Here is a 23010-nt window from a genome sequence, read left to right on the forward strand (position 1 = left end):
TATCCTTACTGGCATTACCTGTAGCACCAGCTATTGCTGCTGCCGTATTAGCTGCTGTTTCAGTGGCTATCACGTTCAGCATATTGTTTTCAGCCGAGTTCCTGCCTGTGCACCCGTACCGGCAGACGCCGTACTGTTGCCTGCAAGTCCCCCCGCAATACCAGAGGCAATGGTGGCCAGCATGCTGATTTGCTGACGTTCCTGTTCACTCAGGTTATCGGTACGACCACCGTAGTAGTTATCAATGATATACCAGGCTGCAAGTTCACCACTGAATGCCCCAGCAGCACCGGAAGCCGCATTGTTTCCGCCCAGTTGTGCGGCAAGTGCACCCCAGACTGCGTGAGCCATCAGGTTTGCTTCCCGGTTATCGCCGGTGGACTGTTTTATAAGCTGTGCCACTGCCGGATTCAGACCGCCCGCCAATACCTGCCCCGGGTTCCCTGCATTCAGTCCGCCCAGCACGCCCGTGATGGCCTGTACCACCATCTGCGGCGAACTGCCCGTACCGTAGCCTTTCATGACCTCTCTGTATTCCGGAGTCTCCCGCAACTGTGCATCGCTCATGCCAGGATGCTCTTTCCAGGCTGCTTTCATCGCTTCAGTTTCGCCATACGTCATTACGATATTACTCATCTGACCGCTAATCTGGCTGATAACCTGCGCTTCCTGCAGACGCTTCTGTTCTTTCTCCTTGTCAAATATCGGTGCAATGCTGCCGTTGGCGTTTTCCGGGTCCCGGCTGAGCCCGGCAATATCCTGCTTCTGACTCTCCTTATCACGGATAATGAGATTTCCGCCGCTGATGGCGGATGACGTGGTACCTTCAGCATGTCCACTGCTGCCGGACATACCGGTAAGTGCGTTCGCCGCACCGGCTATTGCATTTGAGGCCACCATCTGGCTGGCTGACATCCCTGAGCCACCCGATAAACTGATTCCGGTATAGCTGGCTTTATAGTCTGCCTGGTTATGGATATCCGACCAGCCCAGAGTACCGGTGTCCAGCGAGTTCCTGTCGGCAGGTGCTGTCGAAGCAATCACCGCACCATCGAGCTGAGTGTGATTCCCCACAGTGATATCAAAATAACCCCGGCCTGCGAAAATACCGCTCTGCTCATTAACGGAATCATAGTTGCTGTGGATATTATCGCGGCTGGCGCTGCCATAACCACCTCTGCCAGCACCCCAGGTAAAACTGCCGCCCGCTGACGCACTGCTCTGACGGCTGTCGTATGGCGGGAGAACGCGCTGCGCAAATAATGAGCTTGCTGGAAACCGCGAAACGCAACGGTCTGGAGCCACATGCCTGGCTGACAGACGTCCTGACACGTCTGCCGGAGTGGCCGGAGGAGCGACTGGCAGAGTTGCTGCCCCTTGAGGGATTTACCTTCTCCGGGTGAGTGATACCTGCCGTCAGGTGTTCGCTCACCGGGCCATAACCTGCAGTTGGGAATTGAATGCCTGACAACAGGAAATGAGCTAGAGCAGTAAACACGCGGGCTGACAATGGGTCAGAATATGAGTCAGCCCGGCGTTATTCCTAGGGTCAGTACTTCAGATCCAGCCTCCGGTACCAGACTAGCTAGCCCCTATGCAACCAAATAAATCAACCATCGTCAGAGTGCAATCGTTCATATACACTGTCGGTGATGCGCTGAAAAATGCGTTAATGTTGAGTTCCTCGAACCCTTACCAATTAAGGGACATAGCCAGATACGCAACTGGCTGATGCAAGCAGTCTGATGTCTTTAGATCCGCTGGCCTGCGGGCATGACAATGTCAAACAGTCAAAGATTGTTGCGTTGACGGTCAGTCTTAGGGACAAAAAAGCTCAGTATTCTCGTTGGCAACCAGATAATTTAACAGTTGATGCTGAAACGAAATAGGCATCTTGGTTGTGGTGTTTGTAACAAACTATCAGATACAAAAATATGCTCAATTTGTGACATCAGTAACAAAACGCGTTTTGTTATGTGGATTGCTTGTTTTTTGATCTGGTATAACAGGTATAAAGGTATACAGAAAAGCAAAGAAATACTGCAAAGGAAAACAGCTATAACGTAAGCTAAAGTAATAACCTCTCAGTCTTTCCTCATTTGACTAAGGGAGTTTTATTCAACCTGAACGGACTACGAAAATGAGCACAATGAATAAGTCAATTTTTGAAGCAGGGTTGAACTGTGCCAGTGGTGGAATATCTGGCGAACATTTTTTTTGATGGTGACCCAAAACTGAAGGTGGGTATCAGTTTTATCTTTCATAGCGTGAAATATGTTAAGAAGAAATGGAGAAAAAGATTGTACTGATTAGGTATTGATAACAATTAATAGTACTGGCGTATTTGAAGACAATATAATTATTGCTGGATATTGTTGAGGCTCCCTAATATTTACTTTAAGGGCTGTATTAGAATAACACAGGAAACAAATATGGCAACAGTATGGTATAAACAAGTTAATCCACCACAACGGAAAGCTCTTTTTTCTGCATGGCTTGGATATGTATTTGATGGCTTTGATTTTATGATGATATTTTACATTCTTCATATTATAAAAGCAGATCTTGGCATTACGGATATTCAGGCCACTTTAATAGGGACAGTGGCCTTCATAGCCAGACCTATTGGGGGCGGTTTTTTTGGTGCCATGGCTGATAAATATGGGCGTAAGCCAATGATGATGTGGGCAATTATCATTTACTCAGTCGGAACAGGCCTTAGCGGTATTGCTACAAACTTATATATGCTCGCAGTTTGCCGTTTTATTGTTGGCTTAGGGATGTCTGGTGAATATGCATGTGCTTCAACTTATGCAGTAGAAAGTTGGCCTAAAAATCTTCAATCTAAAGCTAGTGCTTTTTTGGTAAGTGGTTTTTCTGTTGGAAATATTATTGCGGCACAAATAATCCCTCAGTTTGCTGAAGTATATGGATGGAGAAACTCTTTTTTTATAGGCCTGTTACCAGTTTTACTAGTTCTTTGGATCAGAAAAAGTGCTCCAGAAAGTCAGGAGTGGATTGAAGATAAATATAAGGATAAATCAACATTTTTGTCTGTCTTCAGAAAACCACATCTTTCAATCTCTATGATCGTTTTCCTCGTCTGTTTTTGTCTATTTGGTGCAAACTGGCCGATAAACGGACTACTTCCTTCCTACCTAGCAGATAATGGAGTTAATACAGTGGTTATTTCAACTCTGATGACAATAGCAGGTTTAGGTACACTGACAGGTACAATATTTTTTGGTTTTGTTGGTGATAAGATTGGTGTAAAAAAAACATTTGTAGTTGGTCTAATAACTTCATTTATTTTCCTTTGTCCTCTTTTTTTTATTTCTGTGAAAAACTCTTTTCTTATAGGATTATGTCTCTTTGGATTAATGTTTACAAATTTAGGTATTGCAGGGTTGGTTCCAAAATTTATATATGATTACTTTCCAACAAAATTAAGAGGATTAGGGACCGGTCTTATTTATAACTTAGGGGCAACTGGAGGAATGGCCGCACCTGTATTAGCTACATACATTTCTAGATATTATGGCTTAGGTGTTTCATTATTCATTGTTACGGTTGCATTCTCTGCCTTATTAATTTTGTTAGTTGGTTTTGATATTCCAGGTAAAATTTATAAACTATCCGTGGCTAAATAATTGGAGGCTTTATGATTAATTATGGCGTTGTTGGTGTTGGATACTTTGGCGCTGAATTAGCTCGTTTTATGAATATGCATGATAATGCAAAAATTACATGTGTATACGATCCTGAAAATGGAGAAACTATTGCCCGTGAATTGCAATGTATCAATATGTCAAGCTTGGATGCTTTAGTTTCAAGTAAATTAGTCGATTGTGTGATCGTAGCCACCCCAAATTATCTGCATAAAGATCCAGTAATTAAAGCAGCAAAGAATAAGAAGCATGTTTTTTGTGAAAAACCAATTGCATTAAGTTATGAAGATTGTGTGGATATGGTCAAAGCGTGTAAAGAAGCTGGTGTGACCTTTATGGCTGGGCATATTATGAATTTTTTCAATGGAGTTCAATATGCACGGAAGTTAATTAAAGAAGGTGTTATCGGCGAAATATTATCATGTCATACCAAGAGAAATGGCTGGGAAAACAAACAGGAGAGACTTTCCTGGAAAAAGATGAAAGAACAATCTGGTGGACATCTATATCATCATATACATGAGTTAGATTGTGTTCAGCATTTACTTGGAGAAATACCAGAGACGGTTACTATGATTGGTGGAAATTTAGCTCATTCTGGTCTAGGGTTTGGCAATGAAGATGATATGTTATTTATGACCTTGGAATTCCCGTCAGGAAAACTAGCAACCTTAGAGTGGGGGAGTGCATTTAACTGGCCAGAACATTATGTCATCATCAATGGAACTAAAGGCTCTATTAAAATTGATATGCAAGAAACAGCAGGGTCACTTAGGATTGGCGGTCAGACAAAGCATTTTTTGGTCCATGAAACACAAGAAGAAGATGATGATCGTCGGAAAGGCAATATGACCTCAGAAATGGATGGCGCTATAGCATATGGTCATCCTGGAAAAAAAACACCATTATGGCTTGCCAGTTTAATAAGAAAGGAGACGTTATTCCTCCATAATATCCTCAGTGGTGCAAAACCTGAAGAAGATTATATTGACCTTCTCAATGGTGAGGCGGCCATGTCGGCGATTGCTACTGCTGATGCTGCCACTCTTTCAAGATCGCAGGACAGGAAAGTGAAAATCAGTGAGATCATTAAACATACATCAGTAATATAAAAACTATACGCCTCTTGATTTAATTCAGGAGGCCTTTTATGTATGATCAAGAATTTTATCTTCGATAATCTCATAATTTTAGCAGCGCCATTTATGATAAAAAATCCCTTAAAACCAATCTAATCTTTTTCTTCCTCTGTGTATTTGTTCCCCGTATGGCGTCATAATTTATGCATACGTGATGCGGGATAGTTACAATATGCAGCGATAGCGCTAAGTTTTAGTTAAAATCCCCCATTAGCGGGATATGGGGATCTCTGGGAGGTTCAGGTTTTAGCATCGCGACTTTAATACGACAGACGCTGGTGACGATGATGACAAGCAGTGACTCTTCCGAATAAGGTTCCCACTGACTAATTGGAGCGCGCTTCGCAATAACATCTCCCTTCGCCCAGTATTGGGAAAAGTAGATACGTTCAAACAGTGTACGCTGTTTCGTCTCACAGTTCACGAGATTGATGATCGATGAACAGGCAATATAAACCTTGCAGTGGCGATCGAGCATTACAATGAAAACCATCCGCATAGTGCGTTGGGTTATCGCTCTCCGCGAGAATATCGACGTCAGCGGGTAATGTTAACTTAAGATACAGCCCCTGTCTGGAAATAAGGGGGTAAGAACACCCGCATCGGTAACTATTATGACTCTGGCCACAGGGTTTACAGCCTCGGCAAGGGCATCTGGGAAGTTTTTTTGTATCTGCGAGTTCTGCTGTTTTTCTGACGGGACTACCCAGCTTAACAGGGGAAGCGAGCATCCATCGCAGAGCAGGCTGGCGCGGAGCACATGATGCTCCTGAGATGAATATCCACTCCAGTCAACGGCGATGACACAAAGAGATAGCTGGCTAGTCAGCATGGCAATAATATTATTGAAAATCAGTGGGATATCGCGGTGAAGAGATTCATTACCGAGCAGTCGGTCAACGCGTTTGATTTTATTTTTGACCCGAGCCAAGCCGGGTAAATAACGCCCGATGCTGGTCAACGTCAGTGATGCGCCATTGATGAGAGCGATGGTGGCATCCAGCAAAGCATTTTGTCGGTATTTGTGAAACGGTGCTAACGCATCGTGGAAAAAATTCTGACATACTTGTCGAGCAGGCATAGAAGCGATCTCATTGAATTGGTTGCACAAATCAGTAGATCACAAAACTCTATGCCTGTCTTTTTTACCCGCCCATTACTAGGGATTCCTCAGCGCTAACTGAGGGCGGGATTTCTACTTCTATTATTCAGGCCATGCCAATCCATCACTGAATTTTTTATGCCAATATTTTCTTGAGTAAAAATCATCCCTGTCCAGATGATATATTAAATCTTGTATCCTTTTTCCTGGCTTATATTCATATTTGTATAACATAGTAGCAAGTTCAGATTGCATACGAAAGAGGTCATCAAATAGAGGCTGCGCATTATCAAAATTGGTGCTTCCGATCTGATGAACTAACGATTCAATACACTCCTCATACAACCGAAGGTTACGTTTTATTGATAAAACAACATCTCGATACATCTCAAGATCTCGTTGAAATTCAGGCCAAATATCCATTTACTTCCTCTTTTTATTTAACCTTGACTGGTTGAATATGACCAACTTGTCCCGTTTTCGGGTTATAGATCATTTCAAGACCTGCACCTTCATATCTTAAGTAGCCAGGTGCGCCTCTAGGATCCGGCTCAATTTTTGGATTGCTATTCAACACTTCTCTTGCTTGCACGAATGGCGCAGGTCTGCCTTGCTCCCATAATTTCTCATAATAACTTTTGCTGAATTTCATTCCATCTACAGTATAAAAATCACCATCAAAGGATATCTTTTTCCCAATACCAAGGTAGCTTAATTTATTTGATGCAGCTTGCCCTATAAGAGGCGTTACCGAAGCCGCAATGATCTCCAAGCCCTGCGTTGTTTCGGTGTAGCTTTCTGCGGTCTGACGATCCACCCCTTTGGTGACCATGAAATAGTTAATCATGGCGTTTTTCACCTGCTGCTGATTCTGTGCATCAACACTGGTGATATCGAGGAGATTGACTATCTGACCATACGCATCAGCGTATTGCTGGCTGTATTTCGAGTTATAAGGGCCATCTTCGTACCCTTCTTTCGACGCAATAACTTTCAGTCTTGCGCTGGCACACGCTGAACTACTCGCATTACCATTACTACAGGCAGCAATAACCTCCTTATCACTGGCAATATCTTTTTCAAGCAATGCATCATATTTCTGCTGTGCCTTTTCACGCTCTGCCGGATCTTTACTGTTTTTAAGCGTCTGTTTTGCTATCTCAAGTTCTGTCTTTTCAGACACGCTCAGGTAGTTATTCTCAACAGCATTCTTCCCGCTCTGTGCTCCCACTGCTGCTGATGCGGTGCTGTTTCCGGTTAGACCGCCGGCCAGCCCTGCTGACACAGTTGCCAGCGTACTTATCGTCTGCTTCTGCTCTTCACTGAGGTCTGACTGCTTCACTCCCGGATACAGCATTCCGGCAATCGCTCTGGCTGCCAGCTCTCCCGTTGCTGCGCCTGCTGCACCAGCAGCAACATTATTACCCTGCATTGCCGCTACTGTACCGCCCAGAATGGCGTGAGCAATGGCGTTTACTGCCGGGTCTTTTTCTGTTGATTTCAGCAGATGCGCCAGTTCCGGTGCAGAAGCTCCGGCCAGAGCACCCGCTAAATTACCACCCGCCAGTCCCTGAAGCGCGGCTGTCGCGGCCTGGATACCCCGCTGAATTTCACTGCCGGTACCATACTTCGCCATTTCATTCCTGTAAGCCTGCGTGTCACGCAGTTTCGCAAGATATTCCTGACGTTGTTTCTCTGTTGCATTAGCAGGAAGTGTTTCGCCGGTTGCTTCCTTCGCGGCCTTCAACGCATTCAGTTCTCCCTGTGTACGCGCAATATCCGCCACCTGACTGCCTATGTCACTGATAAGCCCCACTGTCTGCAGACGCCTCTGCTCTTTCTCCTTGTCAAATATCGGGCTGATACTGTCATTAGCGTGCGCAGGGTCACGGCTCAGGTTCGCCAGATTCTGCTTCTGATTGTCCCTGTCCCGGATGGTGATAGTGCCTTCTGCCACTGCGGCCTGAGTCGTTCCTTCCGCATGTCCGCTGTGACCTCCGGCGGATATCATGCCACCCGGCATGTTACCCTGAAATTTATCCCCGAAGCTGCCACCACCGCTCAGACTGATTCCACTGTGACTGACTTTATAATCCGCTTCGTTGTGAAGGTCACTGAACCCCAGCGTTCCGGTATCCAGGTGGTTTTTATCCGGTGTGGCAGTGGAGGCAATCACCGCACCATCCAGTTGGGTATGTCTGCCCACTGTAATGTCGAAGCCACCATCACCGGCAAACATTCCGGTTTGTTCAGCAACGGAGTCAAAGCGGCTCTTCATCTTATCCCGGGAGGCAGCGATGTAACCTGAGCCGGTCATGGAGCCAAAGGTAAAACTGCCGCCGGCAGCCACGCTGGTCTGTTTACTGTCGTACTTACTGGTGTCCTGCTGGCTGCTTATCAGCAGGTCGTGGCCCACATCGGCGATAATCCTGTTGCCGTTGACCTGAGCACCGTTCAGTACCGTATCCCGACCACTGTTGATGGTGACGGTTTTACCGCTGTCTGTTGTGGTTTCAGTCCACTCAGTACCGTTACCTTTCTCGCTGCCTTTTGCCGCATTAACGCCGGCAAAGACGCTGATACCGGCACCGTTACCACCGGCACCGATACTGACACCCACGCCACCGCCACTGCTGCTGTTCCTGCCCGTTGTTTTTTGTGTGTTTGCGGCGCCACTCAACAGAATATCATTCGCGGCATCCAGGCTTGTGTTACCACCGGCCTTAAGCTGGCTTCCGGCAATCACAATATCTCCGCGGTTATCGCCCCTGTTTTTACCGGTTGCGACAACAGACAGATTATTCCCGGCATTCAGCGTACTGCCGGATACTGTGTTACTTTCAGAATGTTGTTGTGATTTCGATTTCTGGGTGGTGAGCGACAGGCTGACTCCCATCGCATTCGGGTCACCGGTTGCGGAGGCCATTGTCGCAGCCTGTCCGGCCTGCACACCAGACAGCGCTGTCTTTGTGGCCTGCAGGGCTTTCAGACGGCTGTCACTGCTCTCCTTCGTCTCCTGTGCACTGGTAACCGCATTATTGATGGCACTGCCCACCGTGCCGGAAAGGGCAACCGTCAGCCCGCTTTTCTTCTGCTCAAATTTTTCGTCCACAGTACGACGGTCATGCCCCGGGTCAACCACCACACTGTCACCGGTAATGCTGATATCCCGGTTCGCAATCACATCCGAACCGCTGATATGAGCCTGTTTGCCCGCGGTAATACTGACATTACCGGCAGTGGAGCCGATGGTGCTGGCACTCTGACTCTGCGTTGTCCCGGCCTCGCGCCGGTCGTGCGTTGTCTTACTGCTGCCAATGGTGAAACCAATACCGCCGGTACCCATCAGACCGGATTTCTTCGTTTCCTTAAAGCGCCAGGACGTATCTGTACTGGTGGCAGCAAGAACATCAACATGGTTACCCGCCGCCAGTGACACATCCCGGTCAGCCACCACATCCGAACCCTCTACCGTCAGGTTATCACCGGCGTTAACGGTCACGCGGTTCCCCGACAGCAGGGAGCCTGCTTCACGGGTGGCACTGTCCTCACTGATGGTGCGGGTGGTTTTCTTACTGAGAAAACCTCCGCTTTTTTTCTTCGTTTCCAGATAGTGATAGTCACTTTCTGTCGCCGTGGTCAGGGCAACATCACGACCGGCATTCACGCTGATATTGCCGGTTGCGGTAACGGATGACGCAACAGCGGTGATATCCCGTCCTGCGTTGACGGTGGTGTCACCACCGCTGGCGATTTCCGTTCCCTGCTGACGGACTGTCTCGTTAATCTCTTTCTTTTTCTTCGACGTATAGCTGTCGCCTGCGCCGGCAGACTCTGCCACCAGGTTCACATCACGTCCGCCCCGGATGACCACGTTATTTTCCGCAGCCATACCGGCAGCCTGACTGGCAATATCACGACCGGCAACAAGGAGGAAGTTATCGCCCGCTGTCACCGTGGACACAGCTGCGTGGCTTTCATGACTTTCTGACCTGCCGTTGCGACTGTTTTTGCTTTCCCTGACTGCATTCAGACTCAGGTCGTTACCTGCAGAAAGCAGGGCGCTGTGCCCGGCAGAAACAGAGGATGCCGTGACATCCAGATTATGGCCTGCAGCCATCGCCAGGTTACCGCCGGCGCTGATGCTGCTGCCCTGTGAGGTGGTGGATGATGAACTGTTGTCATCAGTGTGCCAGAAACCGGACTGACTTTTGCTCCCACTTATCAGGTTTGCGGCAATGTTGATATCATTACCCGCAGACATTCCAAGGTCTCCACCGGACGAGACCGTTGCCCCGGTAATATCAATGTTTTTCCCTGCATCCAGCGAAAGTGAATCAGTGCCTTTAATGGTCGCAACCGGACCGGTGTCCGTACCGCTGAGATGCACACCACCATATTGGCTGTCACTGCCCGCATTCCATTGCTGACGCCGGGTGATATTGCTGATGTTGCCACTCACGCTTTCCAGTTGTACGGTTTTACCGCTGATGACTGAGCTGATATTGCTGATATCCCCGATGGCGCTCAGGTCCAGGCTACCGCCCGCGCTTATCAGCCCCGCATTCAGGTTGTCGATATAGCCGGAACTGTCGAGCGAGAGGTCGTTCTGTGCGTTGATGCTGCCGCCGCTGTTGGTGATATTGCCGCCCGCAAGTTGCACGTTGTTCCCGCTGATAACGCTGCCGTTATGCAGGGTGATATCTTCCGGCGACAGATACAGTTTCGGGACCATGACTGTCTGTCCGTTGATGGTGGCTGACTCCCACCACAGTATGCTGCCGTCAAGCTGAGCAATCTGTTCAGCTGTCAGCGCCACACCAAACTCTAATCCCAGTCCTTTCTGTTGTCTGGCCGCGTTATCCATCAGATACCGCATCTGTTCCGTGTCTGAACCCAGTCCGTTGAGATAACGTGAACCCGTCCGGCTCAGCACCGCGTTACTGACATACCGGGTATCAAAGACCGCATCCCCCAGGAAACGATAATCTTTTTCCGGTTTCAGCCCGAGGCGGTCAAGAAAATACGATGAGCCCAGAAACTGTTTTTCATCGGTATACGACGGAGCCGTTTCACGTGGCGCCTGACCCGGTTTCGCTCCAAGAAGCTCATACAGTCCGGCAAACAAATGGCTGTCCACCTGTCCGAGACCATCCAGTTTCGGGTTCACCGTAATCAGATACGGACTGTCCGGGTCCGTGGACGGAACCAGGTATCCATTGTTGCCGGAAGGCAGTGGCCAGTCATCACTGATACCGGTCTGACCGGTCAGTGGCGAACCTCCGGCAATATTTTTCAGGGCACCTGCCAGTTCATCGTGCCATTGCGGAGAGCCAACCACCACCGGCTCATACTGCTGCAGCGCTGTCTGTGTCAGACTGTCTCCGCCGGTCTGCTGACTTAACGTATTCAGTACCGGTGCAGAGACCACCGGACTGACACTACCTGCATGTGCAGTGGTTGTTCCGTTATTGATACTGCTGGTAAAACGGGTCTTAACATCCCCGCCCGCCTGAATAACGGAATAATACGTCTTACCGGGCGTGTAATCTTTTTCCCGGCCATCCAGTGAAAATCTGATGGTATTGTTTTCAAATTCCGGTGACAGCAGGGGCAGTTTATCCAGAGAGCCTGTGGCATAGCTACCGTAAAACGTTTTCGGGTCGTAGCGGTATACCAGATATTCATTCTCTGTCCCCGTCTGCCAGCTCTGATTGCTTAACTCTCTGCCCGAAAGTGCGATATCCCCATTCGCCAGGATAAATGACGCCCGGTTTTCCAGTCGTTCAGCCTCAGCAGAAAGATTACGCCCTGACGCAATGCGGCCTGCCGGATTATCAGCACCGGTTACTGTTGTGATGTTCTGGCTGCTGAGAAAGCGCTGTGTGGCACTGTCAGCAAACGGAGCGTAATAATAAAGCGTATCCATTGTGATATTGCATGCCCCGTGCCCGTTGCAGGGCGTACCGTGCTGATTTTCAACTTCACGGGTGAAATAGCCATAGCTGCCGTCAGGAAGAAGGGAAAGGGGAATATCAACCAGAGCATTTCCCATTCCCTGAATGGATGAGGGGTTAGTCCGGGTTGTTGTTGTGGCAGAAAATCCCTCCCGCTGGTTCAGAAGATGCCCGGTCCTTACAACAATATCGCCCTGATGCGTCTCAATATTCCCGGAGGTATTGATAATCTCTGTGTTTGCACCGCCGGAAGCATCCTTCTGTACCCACAGACTGTTGCCGGCCAGGATATCACCATGCTGGTTATGCAGACGGTCTGTAAACAGCTTCAGGTTATTCCCCGCATAAATCAGCGCACTGTTCAGCAGGGTACCGGCCACATTCATTGTCAGACGGCCTGCCGTGCCGGTAAAACCACTGATGGTGATATCACTCCGGCTGTTCAGACTCACATCGCCACCGGCCTGAAGTGAACCCGGTGCGTTAAGGAAAAGACGCTGTGCGCTGAAAACACTGTTGCCTTTACCGGCAGTCAGCATTCCATTGTTGGTGAATGCCTCTCCGGCACCGAGCACCATGGCATCACCCTGCATCACACCGCCGTTGGTGATGGCATTTTGCGACGTGACGGAAAGGGTTTTCCCTGCGGCCAGGGTACCATGATTCGTGAGGGCAGCAATCAGTTTCAGTGTGACATCACCGGTGGCCACCACCTGCCCCTGACCACTGAAGTCCTGAGCGTCAAGCAGCAGGTTGCCTGCACTGTACAGCCGCCCTGTACCATTTTGCAGCAGTGAACTGCCCTTGACGCCAAGCCCGGAGGTTCCCAGCAGGGTACCGCTGTTGCTGAATGTGTGGTAATTCACCAGCAGGTCCGCCCCCTGAAGCGTACCGGTATTATTCAGCGTGGTTCCTTTAACGTCGGCACTGCCGGTGGCAAGTACGCGTCCGCCGTTGACAGTATTCACCACATCCAGCAGCAGGGTGGCAGCCTGTACCAGTCCGCTGCCGGTGTTCGCCAGCAACTGCGCCGTCAGCGTGAGGTTACTGCCGGAAAGGATTTTGCCGTCGTTCTGCAGACGGTCTGTGGCGTTCAGGGAAACCCCGCCACCACCCTGTATCGTGCCCTGGTTACTCAGGGTCGCAGTACTGACATTCAGTGCATTCCGGCTCATCAGAACACCACCGGAACGGTTGTTCACGCCACCGGAGGCGGCCAGCGTCAGCGTTTCGCCCTGCAGATGCCCGCCGTTTGTGAGTTGTCCTGCCGTGATGGTGGTGGCATTTCCCTGTAATTGCCCGTCGTTTGTGACACTGTCTGCCTTCAGCGTCAGCACACCTGCACTGAGCAGTTTTCCGTTCGCCTGATTGTTCAGCGTCTGATTCACCGTGAGCGTGAGAGTATCCACACCGGTGATGTCACCCGCACTGGTCAGTGAGTTCGCCTTCAGGGTCAGATTTTTTGCAATCCATTGTCCGCTGTTGCTTAAATTCAGTGCACTGAGCGCCATTTCACCGTTCGAGGTGACTTTGCTGCCCGCTGTGCTGACGAGCTCACCCGTCAGACGTGCAGTCAGGCTGTCAGCCGCCTGGATCGCCCCGCTGTTTGCCAGACTGTCTGCGGTGATCAGCACCCGTTTGCCCTGCCAGTGTCCGGAACTGGTAATACTGCCTGCGGTGATTGTCAGATCGCCGCTGGTCAGCAATGAACCTCCGTTATTCATCAGCGCAGGTTGAGGGGATGCCATACGGGCGGCAAGCGTCAGCGCGGCTATCCCGGTGAGCGTGCCACTGTTGGTGACACTGTTCTGGCGAATCGTGACATGGTTACCCTGGACAGTGCCGCTGTTATCCAGTGAGTTTCCATCAAGGGAGAGCGTGCCGGCCGAAAGCAGACTGCCCCGGTTGTCCATGGTGGCTGCTTTCAGCGTGGTGTCACCCTGGCTCATGATATCGCCGGTACTGGTCAACTGACCGGTTGCCGAAGCAGTAAGGTTACCGGTTGCCAGCACGGAACCACTGTTCGCCCATCTGTCCGCCTGCACGGTGAGATTCTGTCCCTGCGTGGTCCCTGCGGTATGCAGTGTTTTACCCCGGAGGGAGAGGTCGCCCGCCGTCAGCCAGCGTCCGTTACGGCCCTGTGAGAGGGTGTCGCCTGCAAGCGCCAGTGCACCGGCGCCCTGCAACAGACCATCACCATCCAGCGTGGTCGCCCTGACGTTCAGCGTGTCAGCGATGATTTTTCCCGGATTGCTGAGGGAGGCAGTGTTTAACGTTAAACCATTATCACCGGTGATAAGCCCGCTGTTGCGGATGTCCGGTATATCCAGCGTCAGGTCTGCAGCACTGTACAGCGTGCCGTTCTGCTGATTATCAAGCCTCTGTGTGTTAACGGTGAGTGAGGCCTCCCCCTGCAACAGACCACTGTTGGTCAGGGTCTGTGACTGTGTATTCAGGGCGGAACCAACAAGCACACCGCTGCTGGTCAGTTCCGGCGCACTGAGGCTGAGCGACGGGGCGCTGCTTTTCCCGCTGTGGGTGAGCTTTTCACTGGCGTTCACCGCCATGGTCTGTTGTGCTGCCTGCGTACCTGCAAGACGTGCATCTCTGGCGTTGATGCTGAGATTTTTACCGCTCTGAAGCTGTGCGCCCGCTGCGGTACTCAGTTTGTCTGCCTGAACCCGGAGGGTGTCACCGGCACTGTTTTCCCCGTCCAGCGCCACTGTTGTCACATTCAGCGTCATCGCAGCATCGCTGTGGGTGACCGATTTTTTACCGGAGCTCAGCGCCTGCGCACTGACCGTCAGCCCTTTGCCGCCGGACAGCACACCGTTCTGTGTCACATCCTGCGCCTTCAGCACCAGTACATCATCGCTCACCAGCGAACCTGTACTGGTCAGTTTCCCACTGGCCGTGATATCCACTTTGCCCTTCGCGCCAGTGCGGCCGCTCTGGGTAAAGTCGCGGGTATTCACGGTCAGGGGACCGCCACTGAGCAGGGAGCCACTGTTGCTGAGCGTTGTACTGCCGAGCGTCAGGGAAGCCCCCTGAACAGCACCACTGTTATTCAGCGTGCCGGCATCGAGTCCCGCATGACCTTTCGCCAGCAATATTCCGTCCTGTGTCAGCGTGGTGGCGCTGGCCGTGAGATTCTGCCCGGCGGTTATCTGTCCCTGTGTTGTCAGCGTGTCACTGGCGACAGTCACGATATCGCGGGCCGCGTTAATCTGGCTGGCGGTATCCTGTGTGATGTTTTTCGCGGCAAGCGTTACATCCCGGCCGGCAGTCAGTTTTTCATTCTGTTGAGTGATTCTGCCGCCGGCGGTCAGGCTGAGGTCCTTGTCGCTGTTAAGCGTTCCATTGCTGAGAACGATATCGCTCCGGCTGCTGACGCTCAGGTTACCTCCCGCTTTATGGTCGCCGGTTAAGGTGACGCCCTGACCTTTTGCAGTGACGGCCCCCGTGGCGAGACTGTTGTTGACAGTCAGTCTGCCGCTGGCATCCAGGGTGATATCGCCCTCGCGGGCATAAAGGTTACCCAGATTAACCCCGACACCACTTTCAGTGGAGGTCAGATGAATACGCCTGGCGTACATTCCACCGAGCGCGCCGGTATCAACGGCAACTTTCGGCACATCACCTTCGCCCTTCAGGGCACTGACGCGACCATCTGCAGTTATCCGGTTAGCGCCTGCAGTGACAGTTAAATCCTTCGCATGAAGCGCGGCATTCACTTCCGTTGCACGGGCAATAATGGATACGGCATCGCTCCGGGTGCCGTCCAGGCCCGCGCCATTGATGGTGATACTGCCTTCAGTCACCTCCAGCGCCTGCAGGCTGCCGTCGGCATTCATCACAGGTTTGCCTGTGGTGAGCGTCGCGTGCGGCGTGTTGATAAAACCACAGCCGTCACAGGTGATACCATACGGGTTGGCAACCATCACATTCGCCGCTTTGCCGGCCACTTCCGTATAGCCCTGCAGCAGTGAGCGCTTACCGCCGGTCACTTCGTTGATGATACCCTTCGCTTCCCCGCCCGCTTTCAGGTTCGGGTTATTCTGTATCAGTCCACCAAGCTGCGTCGGATTAAGCTTACCGGTGGCATTATTGAGAATCAGCCCTTCCTTCCCGACGTTGTAATCCGTAAACCGGTTATGCGAAATCCCGGCCCCGTTCGGCGTGGCAATGTTCACGACCGGCACACCATTTGCCGCTTTATCCATTCCAGCCCCGTTTTGTGGGGTGATGACGGCCCCCACAGCCGGTAACAACGGCTGCCCGGCGATAATCGTACTGATAAGGTAACTCAGCAGGCGGTAAGTGAAGCGAACGGGAGGCTGATGCATGGTAATAATCCCTTAAAACGCGACGGCAACGCGCCAGTAAACCGTGAGATGGTCAGGGGCAAGCCAGTCCGGGTAAACCAGAGGCAGTCCGGCAGTGAACGAACCGGAAACATGACCACTGGTGGTGCTGAGCCCGGCAGCAGCACCCCACAGCGTGCCGGACGAGTACGGGTCATCTCTGTCAGAGTGCAGCCAGCCGCCGTCCAGTGCAGTCACTGCACGGACTGTCCCCACATATGGCAGGGAGAACAGAGACCAGGACAGCTCATTCCGCAGATAACCGCCGTTATTACCGGAGATATACTGCTCCTTAAAGCCACGCACTGAACTCTCACCCCCGAGGCTCAGTTGTTCCACACCATGAAGACGGTCCGGTGACCACTGGGCATAAGCGCTGGTCAGCCACCACACCCTGTCCGTGACGGGGCGCTGAAAACTGGCACTCACCGACCATTTCCGGAACTGATTTACGGGCAGGTCTCCCCTTTTCCCGTGGTCGCTTTCTGCGCCGAACCAGGGCATCCCCCGTGTGAATACCGGATTCAGTGTTCCGACACCACCCAGAAACTTGTGTGTGTGATTCAGCCCGACAGAAAATGAAGTGAGTTTACGGCTGCTGCCCTGAAGCAGAACATCATCCAGATAATTGTGAATAATGCGGTGCTGCAGACCTCCGGTCAGTGCTGTCTTCATGTCCCCGTTACGGAACAGGACATGCGACAGTCCCAGCCGGTGAGTCTGCAGGTCTCCCGTGGAACGCCACCGCCAGCCCCGGTTATCAATGGTGCTGAGGTAGTCACTCCATGAATACGTGTAATCCACCAGGGTATAGCCATACGGCAGACTGACACCGGCGGCAAAATTCCTCGCATCATGTGACACCGAAAAGTCACTGCTCCGTCCCCCGCTGACAAACCAGTTGTCAGCCAGCCCCAGAGGATTATTAAAGGAAAGGACACCATTTAACTGCCCCGTACCGGTATTCTTCTGCCCGCTGTTGTCGATGCCCACGCTCCCTGTGACAGGCCATTCCGGCAATGCCGTCAGTGTCACCACCGACCATCCCTCACGGTCACCGGGCGATATTTCAATCTGTACCGGCTCCGTACGCAGACGATTAATCTGCTCCATCCCCTGCTCAATATCCCGCAGGTTCAGAACCTTCCCCTCCATTCCCGGGAAAACCATCTTCAGGGTGCGGGCAGGAAGGTCAGCGCCTTCCGCCCGGATTTGCTGCAGCCTGCCTTCCATGACCGTTATGTGCAGTACGCCCCCTGAAAGGTCCTGCTCTGTCAGAAAGGCCCGGCTGGTGATATATCCCCGGCGTATATAGCCGTCCGTCACGGCATCCGTGACCGCGGTCAGCCCCGTGATATTCAGACACTGATTCACCCACGGTGCCACCAGTCTGTCGGTTTCTGCAGACGTCAGTCGGGTGGCCCCACTGACAACAATGCTTGACACCGTAAAGCAGGGACCTTCAGTACCGGCAGACGTTTCCGGAGACGGCGTGATGGTCAGCGGCGCACTGCGCTCCAGCGCATCACGCTGACGCTGGTTTTCATCCAGCAACTGCTGCTGTTGCTGCTGAATTGCACTGCGGTCACCCGGAGACAGCATGGCTGCCGGAGACGAAAATGCGGGGATGAAACAACCAGAAAAAACGGAGAGGGAGAGATAGCATATCCACGGAGAGCCGCGCCGGAACATATCACAACAGGGGACAGACAACGCACGGGATAAAAGGGACGTTTTCGTCAGAATGTTTTTCTGCCGGTGCTGCATGTTCTCCCCGTATTCTGGCCTGTGTGATGCCAGTGTAAATTCATGTCAAAAAGTGTCAGTAAAGAAATTTACATCAGAAGAGAAGCATTTTTGAACAGTAACCCGGTAAAATATCAGGAAAAATCGAAGAAATGTGATAAAGGACGTATTTTTGGCTGTGACGAGGGCAAAACCCTGTTCCGGTTACCGGTCATGCTCCGGCCCCCACAGACTATTTTGCGTCAGGAGTAATATACAGGGATATGACGAGTTGTTCCGGTTATGTTGTCATACACGTCCACAGAAGCCGTCGCAATCCGCATCCCGTACTTTCTCAGCCTCAGGATATCTGCCGCAATGCGCTGGCTGCCGAACCAGAACAGGCCGTCCAGTGCGCTCACCTGCAATCCTGTCTCCAGCGCATACTTCAGCCGTTGACGGGGCGCTTTCACTTCCCGGGCAATCAGTTGGTATGGCGATGATGTGTTTTCATTCGCAACCACCCGCCGAATACGGTGAGACAGATGATACCGGAATGTATCCGGCCCACCCGAAAGGCTGGCCTTCAGGTTGTACACGCAGCCAAAGCGTTTATCGTTGAACACCACATTTTTCTGGCTGATGTCCCATTCTTCACGCAGCGCGGCAATCAGTTGTGGTGTACGAGTAAGCAACAAGCGAAAAGGCAGTTCAAAACTGGTGACGTAATCCACATTCAGCAGAGCAATACGCAGCCGTTCTTCTGGCCCGGCCTCTGTCTGCCGGCACTCCTCCAGAACATCCTGCCACTGCCGGCGAAGGCGTGGAGATTCATTCAGTTCTGTAAAGCAGTTTTTATCCGCCAGATAGTCAATTCGTATATGCATACTGAAGAGCATTCCGTATAAAGATTCAGCTGGCAAAACTTTATCAGTCTGTAAAAACTAACGGAAGAGTCGATATTTCTCCCGTCCATCACCGGATGATTGTTGCAATACCCCGTGGCATCAGAGACTGAACAGCCGTTTTTAACGCAACGTATTGCTCTGATGTATCAGGCCGGACAACCCGAAAACAGCCTTTCACCCTGCATTGTCCGCCAGCGCTTATTACCAGCCACGTCTGTTGCAGTAAAGTAATCAGTTGCGAACATTATTTATCAATCGTGACGCTGGCTCGCGCATGGCAGAAAAGGTCCTGACTGAGCAACAACAGGCATCGTACTGTTGCTGCTCCATGTTGTTTATATGAACGCATCCCGTTTGCAAGGCTTCCGTGTTTTTGACGTTGACGGTAGATTGCTGCTCTATATCCTTATTGCAGCCGGTGCTGCGGGCCTCAATGAGATTCGCTGACTCTCGCCTTATTCACGCAACGAGCTTTAAGCTCAGAAAAACATCCAAGTTTGGTGAGTCACAGTCTTACCTGTCGTTGTCATCAATATAGGAATGGATAATCTGGAGAGCGATACTGCAGGCTGATATTGCGGTTTTGCGACAAGTTTTTAGCATCCGCTTCTACGCCAAATACCTGAAGTAGGAATGGATGCGTTAGCAGCATACATCCGGAACTGCGCGGGGAATAGCCGGAAACGGCTATCCCTACCACAATAGCTAACTTTGTAATAGCGCTCTTTTAGGCTCATGTACTCTGACGTAATTCTATCTGGTAGTTGAATTGCACGATACGCGACTCTTCTGATTCATCATGATTATTATTCAATAGTCCAATCAGTAACTTACCTGTCTCTATCCCCATTTTTTTGTAGTCAATACGGATGGATGTCAAAGTTGGGTGTGTTTGATCGCAATTGTCTGAACCGTCAAGACAAGCTACAGCGATATTTCCAGGGATTTTTAACAAACGCCGCTGGCACTCAAACATTATACCCAGCGCAATCTCTTCGTGGCTGCAAATCACAGCATCCAGCTCTGGTTGTCGCAGTAATATCTCGTTTAATGCGTAACGCCCCAATTGCAGACTTGCGGCATCCGGCATGGTGATAACAAGATCAGTGTTCTGGTAATGGCTCAGCATTGCTTTATGCCAGCCGTTCAGTTGCTGACGTTGCAGGCGGTTGTCCATATGCGCACCGATAAATCCGATATTCTTATAACCCTGCTCCAGCAGATGTTCGGTCAGTTTATGTGATGCTTCAAAAAATGCTGTTTCGATGGTAATTTGAGCCGGACTGAAAGGGGAACCGATAACGTTAATGGTAGGTATATTTGTTTTCTCGAGTATCTGGTGAGTTTTATCAGCCAACTGAGAACCAAAAATAACTAACGCCGCCGGGTTGCCTTGAAGAAGCGTCATCAGAATTTCAGCTTCTTTGAGCTGATTATACTCATGACACCCAAGCAGTAGCTGGAATTCATTTTTATTAAGCACCTGCTGTAATGACTGCATAAAGCGGGAGCTGGCTTTATCTGTCAGGGAAGGAACCAGTACGGCGACTGTATGACTGTGACCAGATGCAAGGGCGCCAGCAGTTCTGTTGGGAATATAACCCAACTCTTCTACGGCCTGTTCTATCTTTTCCCTCAGCTTGTCAGAAACCTGTTCCGGTGTTCTCAGCGCGCGGGAAACGGTCATGGTTCCGACACCTGCAAAGTTAGCGACCTCCTGCAGCGTCACCCGTCCGGTACCACGGCGCTTACGTGTTTTTTCCATTTCGACTCCATGGATAATTACAACCAGCTGTTTTCATTACTTTTATTTCACCATTACTCTTTCCAGTTTTTGCCCACGGTAGCAAATATCCTGTTGCATTGTATATGCAGGAACCGAATATAGCCAAAGCATGGCGGCAGAGAAATGATAGCGCTATCACAAAGATTGGTAGCGTTATCAGATAGCGCTATCAAATGCGACAATCATCACATTAATTAATGCGTAAAATATCTACTCTCCTGTTAATTATCATCGGGAGTTATCAGTCGTATGTTAAAAAATCTATTAAATACAGAGGTCGTTCAGGTCGTGGAACAGGTCAAAGACTGGCGGGAAGCCGTGGCGATTTCATGCCGACCGTTGATTGAAAACGGTTCTATCGAACCGCGTTATGTTGATGCGATCTATCACTCGCACGACACTATCGGTCCGTACTATGTGGTTGGCCCTGGTATTGCGATGCCTCATGCGCGCCCGGAAGAGGGGGCTAACAAGCTGTCATTAGCACTGACCCTGATCCCTTCAGGTGTGAATTTTGATGCCGATGAAAACGATCCAGTGAAATTACTGATTGTGCTGGCTGCAACCGACAGTACCAGCCACATTGAAGCGATTTCTCAACTCGCCAAGTTATTCGATAACGAAAAAGACATACAGGCTATTTTGACGGCCAAAACGACGCAGGACATTTTGTCTGTTATTGCGCGCTATTAATTCTGAGGAACATTTATGAAAATTACAGTGGTTTGCGGTAACGGCTTAGGCACCAGCCTGATGATGGAAATGAGCATTAAAAGCATTTTGAAGGATTTGTCCATCAGCGCTGATGTTGATCATGTCGACCTGGGCTCCGCGAAAGGGACGCCGAGTGATATCTATGTCGGCACCAAAGATATTGCCGAGCAGTTAGTCGCGCAGTCTGTCGCAGGCAAAATCGTCGCCCTGGAAAATATGATTGATAAGAAAGCCATGAGAGAACGTTTGTCCGTGGCATTAACCGAATTAGGCGCACTGTAAGCTGGGGGCGATATGGATTTCTTTCGTTTTTTGATGAGCGATGTACTTTCCGAACCCGCGGTGCTGGTCGGTTTAATCGCCCTGATTGGCCTGATTGCACAGAAAAAACCGGTAACCGAATGCATTAAAGGTACCGTCAAGACCATTATGGGGTTTGTGATTTTAGGCGCAGGGGCGGGTTTAGTTGTGTCGTCACTGGGTGACTTCGCAAACATTTTCCAGCATGCCTTTGGTATTCAGGGTGTCGTGCCGAACAATGAAGCCATTGTTTCCGTAGCGCAGAAAAGCTTCGGGAAAGAAATGGCGATGATTATGTTCTTTGCGATGGTTATCAACATTATGATTGCCCGTTTCACACCGTGGAAATTTATCTTCCTGACCGGTCATCACACGTTGTTTATGTCGATGATGGTAGCGGTAATTCTGGCAACAGCAGGCATGACCGGCGTTACGCTTATAGCCGTTGGCTCTTTGGTTGTTGGCGTGGCAATGGTCTTTTTCCCGGCTATTGCGCATCCGTACATGAAGAAAGTGACCGGTTCTGATGACGTTGCCATCGGCCACTTCTCAACATTATCTTATGTATTGGCCGGTTTCATCGGCAGCAAGTTTGGTAATAAAGAGCACTCGACTGAAGACATGAATGTGCCGAAAAGTCTGCTGTTCTTGCGCGACACGCCGGTTGCTATCTCTTTTACCATGAGCATAATTTTCCTGGTGACGTGCCTGTTTGCGGGTGCAGATGCGGTGAAAGAGCTTAGCGGTGGTAAAAACTGGTTCATGTTCTCTATCATGCAATCCATTACCTTCGCAGCTGGCGTGTACATCATTCTGCAGGGTGTGCGCATGGTGATTGCGGAGATTGTCCCGGCATTCAAAGGTATTTCAGACAAGCTGGTTCCGAATGCCAGACCTGCTCTCGATTGCCCGGTCGTCTTCCCTTACGCACCTAACGCTGTACTGGTTGGTTTCCTGAGTAGCTTTGCTGCAGGTTTAATCGGTATGTTCACGTTGTATCTGCTGAACATGATCGTGATTATTCCTGGTGTGGTGCCGCACTTCTTCGTAGGTGCAGCTGCAGGGGTATTCGGTAATGCAACGGGTGGACGTCGTGGTGCGATTTTGGGTGCCTTCGCTCAGGGCTTGCTTATTACCTTCCTGCCAGTATTCTTATTGCCGGTGCTGGGTGATATTGGTTTTGCTAACACCACCTTCAGTGATGCTGACTTTGGCGCACTGGGTATTTTGTTAGGGATTATCGTTCGCTAATATTTTGATGACATTAATATCCTCCAGGATTTCAGGAACGTGGAGGATATTAATTCCTCTTATTTTCTCCATTTTTCTTTCTTCCAGTCAGGACTG

At 50.4% G+C, this 23010-nt stretch carries 12 protein-coding genes and 4 pseudogenes; 8 read left to right on the plus strand and 8 right to left on the minus strand.

The genetic code is table 11. The features are described from left to right. Positions 1 to 75: 75 nt before the first annotated feature. Complete coding sequence (locus ACJHX4_RS07050) at positions 76 to 1074, minus strand: VENN motif pre-toxin domain-containing protein (RefSeq protein WP_001335043.1); 999 nt, start codon at positions 1072 to 1074, stop codon at positions 76 to 78. A gap of 152 nt (positions 1075 to 1226) precedes the next feature. Here ACJHX4_RS07050 and ACJHX4_RS07055 point away from each other — a divergent pair. The 4 genes and pseudogenes from ACJHX4_RS07055 to ACJHX4_RS07070 form a co-directional block, all read left to right on the plus strand. Continuing rightward, positions 1227 to 1403: pseudogene (locus ACJHX4_RS07055) on the plus strand (transposase domain-containing protein); the annotation flags it as partial. A 1029-nt stretch (positions 1404 to 2432) separates the two neighbouring features. After that, positions 2433 to 3650 (plus strand): MFS transporter, encoded by a 1218-nt coding sequence (locus ACJHX4_RS07060; RefSeq protein ID WP_000246906.1) that lies wholly within the window; start codon positions 2433 to 2435, stop codon positions 3648 to 3650. 11 nt (positions 3651 to 3661) lie between these two features. After that, positions 3662 to 4780 (plus strand): 2,7-anhydro-N-acetylneuraminate hydratase, encoded by a 1119-nt coding sequence (nanY, locus tag ACJHX4_RS07065; RefSeq protein WP_000611570.1) that lies wholly within the window; start codon positions 3662 to 3664, stop codon positions 4778 to 4780. Positions 4781 to 4822: 42 nt separating this feature from the next. Next, positions 4823 to 4947 (plus strand): annotated as a pseudogene (locus ACJHX4_RS07070) (hypothetical protein). Positions 4948 to 5000: 53 nt separating this feature from the next. Here ACJHX4_RS07070 and ACJHX4_RS07075 read toward each other — a convergent pair. Further along, positions 5001 to 5306, minus strand: a complete 306-nt coding sequence (locus ACJHX4_RS07075; RefSeq protein ID WP_001335038.1) for a surface-adhesin E family protein — start codon at positions 5304 to 5306, stop codon at positions 5001 to 5003. Here ACJHX4_RS07075 and ACJHX4_RS07080 point away from each other — a divergent pair. Then, positions 5262 to 5366, plus strand: a pseudogene (locus tag ACJHX4_RS07080) (integrase core domain-containing protein); the annotation flags it as partial. The gene ACJHX4_RS07075 and the pseudogene ACJHX4_RS07080 overlap by 45 nt on opposite strands. 18 nt (positions 5367 to 5384) lie before the next feature. On the opposite strand, the pseudogene ACJHX4_RS07085 reads toward ACJHX4_RS07080, so the two are convergent. The 6 genes and pseudogenes from ACJHX4_RS07085 to ACJHX4_RS07110 all read right to left on the minus strand — a co-directional run. Continuing rightward, positions 5385 to 5888: pseudogene (locus tag ACJHX4_RS07085) on the minus strand (IS4/IS5 family transposase); the annotation flags it as partial. A 123-nt stretch (positions 5889 to 6011) separates the two neighbouring features. Further along, a complete protein-coding gene (locus ACJHX4_RS07090; protein WP_000355946.1) occupies positions 6012 to 6332 on the minus strand; it encodes a hypothetical protein in 321 nt (106 codons plus the stop codon). Between the two features lie 13 nt (positions 6333 to 6345). Then, positions 6346 to 16212, minus strand: a complete 9867-nt coding sequence (gene cdiA / locus ACJHX4_RS07095; RefSeq protein ID WP_001531945.1) for a contact-dependent inhibition effector tRNA nuclease — start codon at positions 16210 to 16212, stop codon at positions 6346 to 6348. Positions 16213 to 16224: 12 nt separating this feature from the next. Next, entirely contained in the window at positions 16225 to 17997 is a 1773-nt protein-coding gene (locus tag ACJHX4_RS07100; RefSeq protein ID WP_024187038.1) for a ShlB/FhaC/HecB family hemolysin secretion/activation protein, read from the minus strand. Between the two features lie 221 nt (positions 17998 to 18218). Further along, positions 18219 to 18842, minus strand: coding sequence for a hypothetical protein (locus tag ACJHX4_RS07105; RefSeq protein ID WP_001313589.1), 624 nt, complete (start codon positions 18840 to 18842; stop codon positions 18219 to 18221). Between the two features lie 754 nt (positions 18843 to 19596). Beyond that, the gene (locus ACJHX4_RS07110; protein WP_000416157.1) at positions 19597 to 20628 is read right to left on the minus strand and encodes a LacI family DNA-binding transcriptional regulator; all 1032 of its coding nucleotides are present in this window, start codon (positions 20626 to 20628) and stop codon (positions 19597 to 19599) included. A 270-nt stretch (positions 20629 to 20898) separates the two neighbouring features. Between ACJHX4_RS07110 and ACJHX4_RS07115 the strand changes: the two genes are divergently transcribed. The 3 genes from ACJHX4_RS07115 to ACJHX4_RS07125 are packed head-to-tail and all read left to right on the plus strand — an operon-like array spanning position 20899 to position 22914. Then, the gene (locus ACJHX4_RS07115) at positions 20899 to 21342 is read left to right on the plus strand and encodes a PTS sugar transporter subunit IIA (RefSeq protein WP_000916811.1); all 444 of its coding nucleotides are present in this window, start codon (positions 20899 to 20901) and stop codon (positions 21340 to 21342) included. Between the two features lie 15 nt (positions 21343 to 21357). After that, positions 21358 to 21645, plus strand: a complete 288-nt coding sequence (locus ACJHX4_RS07120) for a PTS sugar transporter subunit IIB (RefSeq protein WP_000705927.1) — start codon at positions 21358 to 21360, stop codon at positions 21643 to 21645. 12 nt (positions 21646 to 21657) lie between these two features. Beyond that, positions 21658 to 22914, plus strand: coding sequence for a PTS ascorbate transporter subunit IIC (locus ACJHX4_RS07125; protein ID WP_000345349.1), 1257 nt, complete (start codon positions 21658 to 21660; stop codon positions 22912 to 22914). The last annotated feature ends 96 nt before the right edge of the window (positions 22915 to 23010 follow it).

This window comes from Escherichia sp. WS2035 (assembly GCF_046487065.1).
Taxonomy (GTDB): Bacteria; Pseudomonadota; Gammaproteobacteria; order Enterobacterales; family Enterobacteriaceae; genus Escherichia; species Escherichia coli.